Source organism: Legionella nigrisilvae (genome assembly GCF_977063395.2).
In genome coordinates, this window is the sequence record NZ_CDRUGZ020000041.1 from 42,609 (window position 1) to 54,933 (window position 12,325).

Here is a 12,325-nt window from a genome sequence, read left to right on the forward strand (position 1 = left end):
TCATTCATGATAAAAACCCTTCAATCTAAACGAACTTGAGGCACCTCAGACCATCGGGTGGTATAAGCAGGTGATTTAAGCTCGGCCCGCATATCCCAAGGTTTGGAATACCCTTCAGCTGCCAGGCGAATCGTACTTCGTCCATACTTTTGATTGATTCGTTCAAATACGCTCATCAATTGTTCTGTGTGGTTTAGTTGCTCATCAGTTGGCTGATGGAACATATCCAATTGCATAGGATCTTTAGGAATCAAATCCTCAAGGCAAACCCCTGCTTTTTTATAGTAATATCCTGATTTAAAAATACGTTGCAAACATCGCTTAGCGATTTGGGTAACTAATCGCAAATCGTCGGTCGGAGTAATGAACTTAAATTCTATAGATTGAAAGTGTTGCCCCAGATCTTCTCGAAACCGATTGGTATGTACAAAAACAAACAGGCGCTGTGCTACCAATTGCTGAGTACGCATTTTCTCAACGGCTCTGGCACAATGACTACTTATAGCTTCGGCAATGGCCGAAAAGTGTGTTTGCATTTGTCCAAAACTTTTTGATGACATGATGTTTTGCTTCGGCTCGACTTCCTCCAATCCTCCACAGGCAATTCCTCGAAGCTCCATTGCGGTTCGCATTAAAACGACATTAAAACTCTTCTTCAGATGGTGAGCATTGGTCATTGCCAAATCATAGGCCGTATGTATTCCCCGTGCGATTAATTTATGTTCCCATTGTCGTCCTACCCCCCATATATCCCCTACTGAAATTTGCTGCAATAATTGCTCGCGATTCGACGTAATGTCGAAAACAGGTATCTTAAAAACCTTTTTACATAAATAATTCGCCGCTTTAGCTAATGTTTTAGTCGGTCCAATACCGATGGAAGTAGGAATTCCCGTGTGTTTTAAAATTTTCTTTTGTAATTGCTCGCAAAAAGAAGTAGGACAATCAATTGGTAAGCTACTTAAATCAAGAAATGCCTCGTCAATGGAGTAGATTTCCACATGAGGCCAGCTTTCCTCAATGGTACACATCACTCGATGGCTGATGTTTCCATAAAGCGTGTAATTCGAGGAAAAGGCTTTCACTCCATGCTTTTTGCACAAATCTTTAATTTTAAAATAAGGTTCACCCATGGTAATACCTAAGGCTTTTGCCTCATTCGAGCGCGCGATGCAACATCCATCATTATTAGAGAGAACCACAATCGGAGCATCCCTTAAGTCAGGACGAAATAGACGTTCGCAACTGGCGTAAAAATTATTACAGTCGATAAGAGCAAACATATTAGGCAAGCTCATGAAGAACTAAGGTAACCACCCCCCAAATCACCATTTCATTCTCCTCGGTAATTTCAATGGGTTTAAATTTGGGATTTGCCGGAAGCAATTGAACTATTCCCCCTTTTTTTGAAAGACGCTTCACTGTTAGCTCACCATTGACTGCAGCAATCACAATACGACCATCAGAGGGTTCTATGCTTCTATCAACTAAAAGCCAATCACCCGAAAAAATACCCGCCTCGACCATCGAATCTCCGGTGGCTTGCAAAACAAAGGTAGCTGAAGGATGTTTAATGAATTTAGTATTTAAATCGAGATATCCCTCTATATAATCATCAGCAGGTGAAGGAAATCCAGCTTGTATTTTACTGGCGAACACGGGTAATTGATAACTCTTACGATTCTTTACGTGCTCTAATTCAGCAAGCTGAGATACTGTTAAACGAACCGCTTTGGTAGGCTCACCCCTAGGACGCCCTGCTCCTATTCTTTTTCCGCCTCGTGGTGACATAATAACTCTTTTTTTGATTTACGTACAAATATCATAGACAAGGAAAAATCCGCTGTAAATCCTTTCTTAAAGGCTTAAGGCTAAAATTAATACTAAGTCATCGAGAATAATCAATTTTTTTCTTGTCAATTTTTTATTTGGACAAAGGCTGCAAAATGAGATTGACCTATTTTAACTCAATAACAATAAAACCCTTATGTGGAATATAAATGATCAACCGCTTACTGCTCTTGTATTTGGATGGAAGGCAGCTTGGTAAAAGATGAATCACCTGATTAATTACTAATTCCACAAGGAGTTTGACAGTCTATAAACAGACTTATCCACAGAAAATGTGCATAACTTAAATGAAGTTGCAGTGATTTAAAAATGATATAATTCAGACGCAGCAAGGTTTTTTTTATACATTGCTGTTTTATAATTCATATTTGGTAAAAAGATATCCACAGAAAAGGGATTAAAGAAAAAATTCAAACATAGGTATCTTATACAAATAAAAAATAAAAAAACAGTCTTGACTCCCACTATTTTTATTTTTAATTTTTGGCTCCCTACGTGATTAAACTCTTTGCTTAAAATAATAACAACAATAATCGAACCTCCATAATGTTAATAACTCAGATTGGCTTTTTTATGATAATGTTCCCAGGATATAGTGTTACTCCTGCAGTTTAATAGGGTCATTCTCGCGCAGGCGGAATCCATCCATCAAATAATTCCTAACTTTGTTTTGGAGAAAAAATTCCCGCCTACTCGGGAATGACATCAATTGTGGACGAGCATATCGGTTAGACAATTTGACCAAACAAACGATTTAAACCACAGAGTTAATTATTAATTAATAAAACCATAATGTTTTGTGGATTATAATGCCTCAAGCTGTATTTAAATTAATCAATCATGACTGTAGGCATCCTTAATAACTTAAAAGAAGTTTTTGATAATATCTGTAATCATTATCTAAAAAATCCTGTTGACGGATATATTTATGTACCATTTAGGGAGGATGAACTCTCAGAAAAAGTGAAAAAGGATATTCAAACATTCAAAAATAATAATGCAAGCAGGTTTAAAAATAAAAATTTTATCATTTTATTACACAACCAATGTGATTTATCTACTTTGCCTCCTAATACAAAAATTTATGTGCTAGGCCACGGAATTGATTGTCATCCCGATAGAAAATTATCCTCTGTCTTAGATAATCCAAATTTACCCTATGAGGAATTAAAACATCTCCCCTTTCATGATTGGCCATATTGCGTTTCGGGAGGGAAAAAAGCAGTTACAGTAGAGGATATTTCTAAACGTATGATAGCGGACGGAATAACTCAAACAGATAATATTACTATTAAATTGTGGTTTTGTGATCCAAATAATAAAGCTTACATAATGGCCAAACGATTTCTAGAAGGATTTGCTGATTATCCAACTTCTATAAGAGTTGATTATTATGAAAACAAAATTTTGTATTCCCCTTGTATACGAGAGGGTGAAATGCATAAATGGGCAAGAAATGAAACAACCACTTTAGTAGAAAGAGCAAGTTCAATAAGAGAGTCGCTATTTTTTAAACCGGATACTCTTGAAAATCAAACGGAGATTGCTGCCTGTAATGATTTAGTAGAGGAAACAAGATGTATTGTTTAGAAATAGATCTTGTTCCTTTCTTGTCTTTACCATTAATCTGATCGCTCTATCGATACAACTTAGAAGCTTTGATTGCATATGAATTCATAATCCTCCATACATTACAACCTGACTTTTATAGACATTTCTTTTGGTTAAGATTAAGGTTTGAAATTTTTGCTCTCTTCTATTGCATCATCTTTATAAGAGCTTAGTTTTTCTTTTAGCGCAACTTGTCCTTCATAACGGATATTTTCTCTAATCTCGTCTGCAGTATTCCAATCCTGTCCTTTAAACCATTGTATGAGTTTTGTAAAAAAATCACGTACTTTCGGAGGTTCTACTTCTAATGTCTTTTCGGTTAGCTGGCTAGTAAATTTTTTAATTGCACCCTGGACCATGCTTTTCGAACATTCGTTTGCTGCTGCAGCTATCTCATTTTGAAACGTTTCCCAAGCTTTCACTGCGGGGGACTGGGAGTTCGCCCCAATCGCCTTGAGCTCCATAGAAGCTAAATCAACTTTCATCTTAAATTTGTCAATTAATTGTTTATCTTTTTGCCGAACAATCAAATCGCGCAAGTCATCAATTCCTGTATTCTTTGCAGCACTGGTCTCCATAACCTTTATATCTGGAAGCTTATGTTTTTCTTTAAATTGTTGAATATCTTTCTGTGTAACCTGTTGTTTCTCACTCTCATCTGTTTTAGTAATTGCAATTATAATTTGAGAATCAGGTTTTTGTTTCCGGACTTCCATTATATAGAAGTCAGCCTCTTGTAAGGATTGTTTGTCACTTTGATCAATGCAAATCACATTGATTGGCTCTGCCCTCACCCATTGCTCCTTTTTTTGCCTATGCTTGACAGCCTCTCCATGAGTAGTTAGTGTAACGCGAACATCTCCGCTTTCGCTTTGGAATGAGTTATTTGAAATACCAATTGTAGTACCTTCGTCTGTCCTGTACCTCCTACTCGCCAAAACATTAACCAGTTGCGTTTTTCCTGAACCCCCACTCCCGAAAAAACCAACTCTCAGTTCTCTAATAGGATTTTTTGCTTGAGCCATAATACTACTCGCTTAGAAAATTCACCCTACCCTTAATTATAGCTGTATTTGACCTGTTTGCTTAAAAATGAACCACACTCCTCATTTAATGACCTAGTGCAGAAGTGTCTTTTAACCTTCAGTAATAAAGTTTTAGAAATCGAATCTGATATGCAATCAGTAGCTAAAACTAAAGTCTTTTATTTTTTGAATTATGACTATACTCAATTAAAAGAAGCGTTACCCAAAGACAAGTGCAGTTTATTTATCTCTTCAATTTTGCATGCAGCTAACAGCAAACACGGAAATTACGTAAACGGAATTTAACATGAGAATATTAAATATTAAGGTATTAAGAGGTCCCAATTATTGGAGCCAAGAGAGAAAAAAATTAATTGCTCTTAAAATAGACCTGGACGATTTAAATAATCCTGCATACATTACCGAAAACTTTTCAATGAATTTAAAAAAACTCTTACCTAGCCTCACTCATACTGCAAAAGATCATGGGAGTTTTTTTGACATATCGCAGTCGAACTACAAAACTTAGCAGTTATGCATACGAGTTTCGAAAAAGAAATCGCTACGCGTAAAAAGGGTATTTATTATATTGTTTTTTCTTATGAAATTGAAAAGGCAGCGCTTCATGCAGCAAATTAGCTGTTCCGATTAACGAATGTATCGCACTTTCCAGCAATTTGATTAGCTATGCACCGCAAATCGGGCAGGAAAATAAGAGGCAAATCACCCATTACTTGCTATTATAAGTTTCTGTTTTTCAATCTAAAGTAAATATGGCTGATATAATTTTCATTGGTGCAGGACCTATTGGTCTGTTAGGTGCAATACAATTAAAACTACAATTCCCGGAAAAAGAAATTCTCATGTTTGAAAAATATGAGGAGCCTATACGCAATCACGCGATGTATGTTGAACAAAGTTCTTTTGCGGGAATGGACAGAAGTAAGGGCTTCGGAGAAGTGCTTGATAGTATCCCTTCTAAAGTAATAATCAGTGATTTAGAAAAAAAACTAAGAGGTTTTGCCACCTCAATAGGCATTAAAATTCAATATCAGGAAATTAAGGATTTTAATGAATTAAAAAGGCAACACCCTGATACCGAGTATTTCGTAGGCAGTGGAGGTTTACGAGGTATTGTGCATCCTCAAGTTTTTAATGGAGAAGATCAGATCAATGAGCCTTTACGCTATGCGGTTGAAGTAAAATATAAAGCCTCGGGTGCAACACGACCGCTTAATAAAGTCACAGAACTGCCAGGAGTACTTGCATATACCAATCATTTAGTATCCGAGTATGTAGGCCATTTAAAAGATGATCTTACTCCTGTTTCACTCAGAATTTTTGTCGATGAACCTACTTTTAAAGCCATGAAGGACGCTACATTTAAAAATCCCTATACGCTTACTGATGAAGATAAAATTCCACAAAATCTATTTAACACCATAACTACTTATTTGAAAGCTAGGAAACACCTCGCATCTGAAAAGATCGAAGAAAACAGTTTAAAAATCTCTACCATTAGCTTATCCATTTATGCGAGCAAAGATTTTTGCAGAAAAGTGGATGGTAAAACCATCTTCCAAATTGGAGAAGAAGGATTTGCCTGTCCGTTTTATCGAAGCTTTAATGATAATGCGTTATGCATCCCTTTCTTCACTAAAGCAATGAAAGCGTTGTTCGAAAAAAAGCATGTAGAATCGAACAAATTTAACCCCAGTTCGCTTTTTAGTATTTCTTCCATTGAAGAAGATCCCCTGGAATACTATCAACATAATGTGCAAGGATTGGTAAATAGTGAAATTCGAACAATTCATTACTTAAATTTTGGCATTGAAATGCTTGAAACCTCGGTAGCTTCAACTCAATCCGCTCCCAAAATTACAGGCTCTAAATTGAACTTAAAAAGAGGAGGTAAAACCTTCTTGGATGAGATGAATAGAGCGCCTTCAAATAACATGACAGAACATACCTCATTGCCCAAATGTGTACTGATATAACTATATGAATAAGGGGTCAGACTCGCAGTTTGACCCTATTACATAAGCAAAATATTGTGGCGCGCAGATGAAATTGCTCGCCAATTTGGTAATAATATGGGGCTATGATATGTGTGATGGGCTCAGAAAATTTCTCGTGATACACGGAAAAATCATAAAGGATATCAATCATCAACAAGTGACCCCATTTAAAAACCGACCCATAGGATAATAATGTCCAATAAACTGGGACGGATATTAAGATTAAGTACCTTCATCAGATTTGCACCGTGGGTGCGAGAAGAGATTAAGTAATTCTAAAGATTAAGGGATAAGCACGAAAATGGAAATTTCTCAAAATTTTAAGGAAGATGCCAAAGCCATTTTAGAAGCAGCACCCGATTTGTACCTTATTCTATCACCACAACTAACCATTGTGGGGGCTAGTAATGCCTATCTTAAAGCGACTATGGTACAAAGAGAAGACATCTTAGGCCGACATCTTTTCGATGTGTTTCCAGATAATCCCAACGACCAATCCGCATCAGGTGTGTATAATTTACGCCACTCATTGAATCGTGTTTTAAAGGATAAGGTTTGTGACGCGATGGCCATCCAAAAATACGACATTCGCCGCCCCGCCTCTTTTGGAGGTGATTTTGAGGTACGTTATTGGAGTCCACTTAATTGTCCGGTGCTAGAAAATGGCCAAGTCAAATACATTATCCATCGAGTAGAAGATGTCACGGAATTTATTCATCTTCAGCAATCACATGATTCCCAGCTGAAAATCATCGAAACTTTGCAAAGCAGCAAAGGCAAAGCGGGGACCGAAATCTTGAAAAGAGCCAAAGATATCCAGGAGCTTAATAAAAAATTGCAAGACAGTGAACGATACAATGCCGCTTTTTTATCAGCGATTCCTGATGCGATGATATTAACCAACCAAGATGGTCTTATTGAATTTAGCAATAATCAAGTCGAAGAAATGTTCGGCTATTCCAAAGAAGAGCTATTAGGACAATCCGTTGAAATCTTAATGCCAGAACACTTCGCTAAAGCTCATCCACAACATCGTGATAGCTATTTTAAATCGCCTCGCGTGCGCCCCATGGGTCTTGGAATGGAGCTTAGTGGTAAGCGAAAAAATGGAGAAATATTTCCTCTTGAAATTAGTCTGAGCCCCTTAGATACCGCTAAAGGATTAGCTGCCATAGCCATTATTCGCGATGTCACTCGTCAAACGGAACAAAACAAATTATTACAGCAAAAAGAAAAATCACTTCGAGAAGCGTATGAGATTGTTGAAAAAGAAAAATTAGAATTGGAGTCGATTAATCAAAAAATGTTTTTGATTACTCAATTAAGTGAAACATTGCTGGCCTGTAAAAACATTGACGAAATACTTGAATCTTTTACTTCATTTGCCACTGAAATTCTTGATTTTTCTGATGGTGTCTTATATCTCATGCATAATTCACGCAATTACCTTGATAAGAAAATTACCTGGGGTAATAAGAGCAATGACTACGCCATAACTTTTTCTCCTGATGAATGCTGGGCATTAAGGAGAGGATGCATTCATCAAGTGAGTAATTCGCAACCCACTGTTATTTGTCAGCACATTAAAGAAATGCACCAGACAGAACACGCATCTTTATGTATTCCTTTAATGGCTCAATTTGAAATATTGGGCTTGTTGTTCATTGATACAAATTCAAGTTGTTCCTCTACTGAAAAACAAAGCGCTTTAATTCATGTGGTTAGCGAAACTGTTTCATTAGCTATTGCAAATATACGTCTAAAAGAATTGTTGCGTTCCCAAGCAATTCGCGATCCCCTCACAGGTTTATTGAATCGCCGTTTCCTGGATGAATATGTGGTGAAGCAAATAAGTCAGGCAAAACAAAACCAAACAAAGATTGCATTCATTATGGTTGATGTAGATAATTTCAAATGCGTTAATGACAACTTAGGCCATGATACAGGGGATCAAGCATTGGCTTTGTTAGGAAAGCTGCTTGCATCATTAACTCGTGAGGGTGATTTGGCTTGTCGTTATGGTGGAGAAGAGTTTTTATTGGTTTTACCTTACTGTACTCTAGATAATGCACAACAAATTGCAGAAACCATTCGCGACGAGGTCAGTAAAATGCCAATTACACTTAAAAGCAATGTCTTTAGTATCACCATTTCTCTGGGGGTTTCTAGTTATCCTCAGCATGGTTCTTCAATGCATGAATTAATCGAGGCGGCCGACAAAGCACTGTACGTTGCTAAAAAACAAGGTAAAAATAGAACCATCATTTTCTCTGATGAGTATTCACCCGGAAGAAAATCTTAAGCACTACACATTAAATCGATAAACTAAATTTTTCTCAGCGCATCAATCTTATGTAATGCATGAGTACAAAAATATAAAAGCTTTAGGCATCTGATACGCAAATATTGCGACAGGGAAAATATTATGATTCAAATTGAAAAAATAACGGGTGAACTCGCTAAAGCCTTGTGTCAAACCATAACAATGGAGTTGCCTGAATACTTTGGATTACCAGAAGCAAATGAGCATTACGCAATTGGGGTTACCCAACGTATAAATTTCGCCGCTAAAAGGGGTGATAACTACATTGCTCTCATTTCAATTGATTTTCCTTACCCTAATAATGCCAATATTTATTGGATGGCTGTAAGAAGGGATTTTCACCGTCAAGGTGTTGGAAAGCAATTAATAAATGGAGCTTGTCATTATGCTGTAACGCAAGGAGCTAAAACCATAACCGTTGAAACACTGAGTCCATCTAAATCAGAAGCGAATTATCTTAAAACGTATCGTTTCTATCAATCGGTGGGCTTTAAAGCTCTTTTTGATTTAAAACCCGCTGGATATGAATGGAATATGGTATATATGATGAAGCAGCTTGCGCCTTCAACAATAAACCAACAAGCTATTGTTATTAAACCCTTGGCATTGACTGATATCCCCTTGCTGGTCGATGCTTTTCAAAAAGTAAATTGGCCAAAACCTACATCATTATTTGAAACGTATTATCAAGAACAACAACAGGCTGAGCGAGTCGTATGGTTGGCTTATTTTCAAGACCAAATTGCAGGCTATGTTACGCTAAAATGGACATCGCTCTATGAACCATTCGCTCATAAACAAATCCCAGAAATTATGGACCTAAATGTATTGCCTTCTTTTCGCAGATTTGGAATAGGAAGTACTTTACTAACAGTCGCTGAAGAAAAAGCAGCAAGTCAGCATTCATACGTAGGTATTGGTGTAGGCTTATATAGCGGGCAAGATGGTGGATATGGCCAGGCGCAACGACTCTACATCAAACGGGGCTATATTCCTGATGGGCTGGGAGTCACCTATAACTATAAACCACTTGTTCCAGGAAAAATGGTTTCTTTAGATGATGATTTGATATTATGGTTTACTAAAAAAGTGAAATAACACAATGAAATTTCCCTATCAACTCATCGAATTAACCCATACTTTGGATGAAACCAGCCCTTCTTGGGAGGAAAACTGTGGTTTCTCGTCAACAATAGTATTGGATTACGCTGACTGTACCAGCGAAACTTCATTTCGCGTGCAACATCTTACTCTGCCGGCAGGGATAGGAACGCATATGGATGCGCCCTCGCATTGCTGTCCTGATGGATTGTCTATAGACCAAATTCCACTGGACCGATTAGTTGCTCCTTGTATTCTCATTGATGTCTCCCAAAAATCGCATGAACTATATAGTGTCACCCCACAAGATATCGCTGATTTTGAAAAAAAACATGGCCTAATTCAACCTGGTTCGTTTGTGATCATAAAAACCGGCTGGGCACGTTTCTGGGGTAACCCCATCCAATATCGTAACCAGTATAATTTTCCCAGTGTCTCGGCTGAAACTGCCCTCTTGCTGGTGTCACGAGACATTGTGGGTTTAGGTATAGACACCTTATCGCCTGACAGGCCCGATGATGGTTATCCAGTACATCGCATTTTGTTAAGTTCAGGACGATACATCGTGGAAAATATTGCCAATAGTGAACAATTACCCTCTAAAGGGAGTTTTGTTATGGCTTTCCCATTGAAAATAAGGCAAGCAACTGAGGCACCTACGCGTTTAATTGGACTATTGCCATGAACGATGATCTACATATCAAAATAAATTGATTTTGCATTGGACTTTGAGTTGATTAAATAGAATGAATAAAAGCATTTTTGATGACCTGGAACATTTAGAAAAAGAAGCCGCTCTTTTTGGCCTGCAATGGGAAACCAAAGCCCAAATTATGGCGCAAATTCGAAGCGAGTGCCTGGAGATTGAAGAACATCTGGAGGCAAAAGACAAAAGAGCTGCTTTGCAGGATGAAATAGGCGATTTACTGCACGCAGTATTTTCTTTATGCACTTATTGTAAGTTTGATACCGAGCTCACTCTGCGAAACAGCCTGAATAAATTTGAACAACGTTTAAATGCGATGAAGGATATTGCCAAAGAACGCGGCTTGGAAAATCTCCAAGGCAAATCGGTTATGGAGCTAATGCACTACTGGGATTTGGCAAAACAAAGAACCACGATTCCAGAAACTGCAGGTATTCGTGGCACTCCAAAAGCGCTCCACCTATGGGAAAAAGTAAAGCAGAAAGAGATAATATTAAATAATGTCTGGTGTAATCAATGCAGGAGCATAAGCAGAATTAAATCCCCGGTTGTCATGGAAGATGGTAGGACAATTAGGCTTGAAGGCGAATGTGGATCATGTGGTGCCCAAGTTGCACGCTATCTGGAAGAAGCATGAAAAATAATGATGCAGCTACCCAATGGGCTGTTAATTATCTGGAAGCTCATGATTACAAACTGGTTGCGATACAAAAAATAGTTGAACCAGCCCATTCCATCGTGAAAAAAATAAACACCTCAAAAGGCGTCTTCTATCTGAAGCAAACGCCGCCCGAACTTTATCTTGAACCCGACACTATCTCTTTGCTTCAAGCTCAAGAATGTCAGCATATCCCAACAGTCATTGCAAAAAATGATCGATACCATTGCTTTTTGACACCAGCTTGTGGTGATGTCACTTTACGCGCTCTGTTTTTAAAGGACAATGTTGATACTGACTTATTGGGACAAGGGATTAGTAATTATGTATCGATTCAAAGAAAACTAGAAAATGATATACCTCAGTTGGTTGCTTTGGGTATTCCCAATTGGCAGCTTGATCAATTTCCGTTGCTTTATAGCAAGCTTATAAAAGAAACGCAGCTGTTAATTGATGATGGCTTAACTCCCAAAGAAATCACTGCCCTTAATCAGGCTTATGGGTTCTTTGTAGAACAATGTGAACAACTGGCAGAGTATAAAATCCCTGAAACCATCAATCATTGCGATTTTCAGGATAATAATATGCTACGTTCACCAAACACAGGAGAGATAAGTATTATAGATTGGGGAGAAACAGTTATTGGTCATCCATTTTTCTCGCTTAATACTTGCTTATGGAATCTGACTTATTTTCACAATATGAAGCCGGGCGACACCCAATACCAAGTACTACAGCATATTTGCGTATCTTCCTGGTTAGGTAGTTATAAAGAAAGCGATTTAATAACAGCTTTCAATATCGCCAACAATCTCTTGGGTATTTTTGCTGCTTTAAGTTACAAACGAATATATAAGGCAACTGCAAACCAGTCAAAGACCGTCCAAGAAGAACATCCTGGCTCCATAGCGGGTTGTTTAAGAAGCTTTTTGAGCAGAAGACAATGACGCTAACCTTCGCCTCATACATTTTTAGTCACCTACCATCCAGAAGTGACGCAAAAATATTATAAAGCAAATACTGCACGGATAT

At 37.7% G+C, this 12,325-nt stretch carries 11 protein-coding genes; 8 read left to right on the forward strand and 3 right to left on the reverse strand.

Annotation, left to right across the window (positions count from 1 at the left end):
* Positions 1 to 20: 20 nt before the first annotated feature.
* Both ACWTE2_RS26225 and ACWTE2_RS26230 read right to left on the reverse strand, forming a co-directional pair.
* Positions 21 to 1,298: a Y-family DNA polymerase gene (locus ACWTE2_RS26225; RefSeq protein WP_454785069.1), complete on the reverse strand. Its 1,278-nt coding sequence runs from the start codon at positions 1,296 to 1,298 to the stop codon at positions 21 to 23.
* On the reverse strand, positions 1,285 to 1,791 hold the full coding sequence (locus ACWTE2_RS26230) for a LexA family protein (protein ID WP_454785070.1): 507 nt from the start codon (positions 1,789 to 1,791) through the stop codon (positions 1,285 to 1,287). Before ACWTE2_RS26230 ends, ACWTE2_RS26225 begins: the two co-directional genes overlap by 14 nt.
* Positions 1,792 to 2,691: 900 nt before the next feature.
* Here ACWTE2_RS26230 and ACWTE2_RS26235 point away from each other — a divergent pair.
* On the forward strand, positions 2,692 to 3,441 hold the full coding sequence (locus tag ACWTE2_RS26235) for a hypothetical protein (RefSeq protein ID WP_454785071.1): 750 nt from the start codon (positions 2,692 to 2,694) through the stop codon (positions 3,439 to 3,441).
* A gap of 140 nt (positions 3,442 to 3,581) precedes the next feature.
* On the opposite strand, the gene ACWTE2_RS26240 is transcribed toward ACWTE2_RS26235, so the two are convergent.
* On the reverse strand, positions 3,582 to 4,487 hold the full coding sequence (locus tag ACWTE2_RS26240) for a GTPase domain-containing protein (RefSeq protein ID WP_454785072.1): 906 nt from the start codon (positions 4,485 to 4,487) through the stop codon (positions 3,582 to 3,584).
* Positions 4,488 to 4,991: 504 nt separating this feature from the next.
* Here ACWTE2_RS26240 and ACWTE2_RS26245 point away from each other — a divergent pair.
* From ACWTE2_RS26245 to ACWTE2_RS26275, 7 genes are all read left to right on the forward strand, one after another.
* Positions 4,992 to 5,126 carry a cyanophycin synthetase family protein gene (locus ACWTE2_RS26245; protein ID WP_454785394.1) on the forward strand — a complete coding sequence of 45 codons (135 nt, stop codon included), beginning with the start codon at positions 4,992 to 4,994 and terminating at the stop codon, positions 5,124 to 5,126.
* A 134-nt stretch (positions 5,127 to 5,260) separates the two neighbouring features.
* Positions 5,261 to 6,484, forward strand: coding sequence for a hypothetical protein (locus tag ACWTE2_RS26250; protein WP_454785073.1), 1,224 nt, complete (start codon positions 5,261 to 5,263; stop codon positions 6,482 to 6,484).
* 322 nt (positions 6,485 to 6,806) lie between these two features.
* Positions 6,807 to 8,807: a sensor domain-containing diguanylate cyclase gene (locus tag ACWTE2_RS26255; protein WP_454785074.1), complete on the forward strand. Its 2,001-nt coding sequence runs from the start codon at positions 6,807 to 6,809 to the stop codon at positions 8,805 to 8,807.
* 123 nt (positions 8,808 to 8,930) lie between these two features.
* Positions 8,931 to 9,926 carry a GNAT family N-acetyltransferase gene (locus ACWTE2_RS26260; protein ID WP_454785075.1) on the forward strand — a complete coding sequence of 332 codons (996 nt, stop codon included), beginning with the start codon at positions 8,931 to 8,933 and terminating at the stop codon, positions 9,924 to 9,926.
* A 4-nt stretch (positions 9,927 to 9,930) separates the two neighbouring features.
* A complete protein-coding gene (locus tag ACWTE2_RS26265) occupies positions 9,931 to 10,614 on the forward strand; it encodes a cyclase family protein (protein WP_454785076.1) in 684 nt (227 codons plus the stop codon).
* Positions 10,615 to 10,675: 61 nt separating this feature from the next.
* Entirely contained in the window at positions 10,676 to 11,272 is a 597-nt protein-coding gene (locus ACWTE2_RS26270; RefSeq protein ID WP_454785077.1) for a MazG nucleotide pyrophosphohydrolase domain-containing protein, read from the forward strand.
* Positions 11,269 to 12,240 (forward strand): phosphotransferase, encoded by a 972-nt coding sequence (locus tag ACWTE2_RS26275; protein ID WP_454785078.1) that lies wholly within the window; start codon positions 11,269 to 11,271, stop codon positions 12,238 to 12,240. Before ACWTE2_RS26270 ends, ACWTE2_RS26275 begins: the two co-directional genes overlap by 4 nt.
* Positions 12,241 to 12,325 lie beyond the last annotated feature (85 nt).

What these genes read in the sequence shown, in the direction of transcription:
- ACWTE2_RS26225 (WP_454785069.1), bottom strand. Translation starts at nt 1,298, where the DNA reads ATGAGCTTGCCTAATATGTTTGCTCTTATCGACTGTAATAATTTTTAC.
- ACWTE2_RS26230 (WP_454785070.1), bottom strand. Translation starts at nt 1,791, where the DNA reads ATGTCACCACGAGGCGGAAAAAGAATAGGAGCAGGGCGTCCTAGGGGT.
- ACWTE2_RS26235 (WP_454785071.1), top strand. Translation starts at nt 2,692, where the DNA reads ATGACTGTAGGCATCCTTAATAACTTAAAAGAAGTTTTTGATAATATC.
- ACWTE2_RS26240 (WP_454785072.1), bottom strand. Translation starts at nt 4,487, where the DNA reads ATGGCTCAAGCAAAAAATCCTATTAGAGAACTGAGAGTTGGTTTTTTC.
- ACWTE2_RS26250 (WP_454785073.1), top strand. Translation starts at nt 5,261, where the DNA reads ATGGCTGATATAATTTTCATTGGTGCAGGACCTATTGGTCTGTTAGGT.
- ACWTE2_RS26255 (WP_454785074.1), top strand. Translation starts at nt 6,807, where the DNA reads ATGGAAATTTCTCAAAATTTTAAGGAAGATGCCAAAGCCATTTTAGAA.
- ACWTE2_RS26260 (WP_454785075.1), top strand. Translation starts at nt 8,931, where the DNA reads ATGATTCAAATTGAAAAAATAACGGGTGAACTCGCTAAAGCCTTGTGT.
- ACWTE2_RS26265 (WP_454785076.1), top strand. Translation starts at nt 9,931, where the DNA reads ATGAAATTTCCCTATCAACTCATCGAATTAACCCATACTTTGGATGAA.
- ACWTE2_RS26270 (WP_454785077.1), top strand. Translation starts at nt 10,676, where the DNA reads ATGAATAAAAGCATTTTTGATGACCTGGAACATTTAGAAAAAGAAGCC.
- ACWTE2_RS26275 (WP_454785078.1), top strand. Translation starts at nt 11,269, where the DNA reads ATGAAAAATAATGATGCAGCTACCCAATGGGCTGTTAATTATCTGGAA.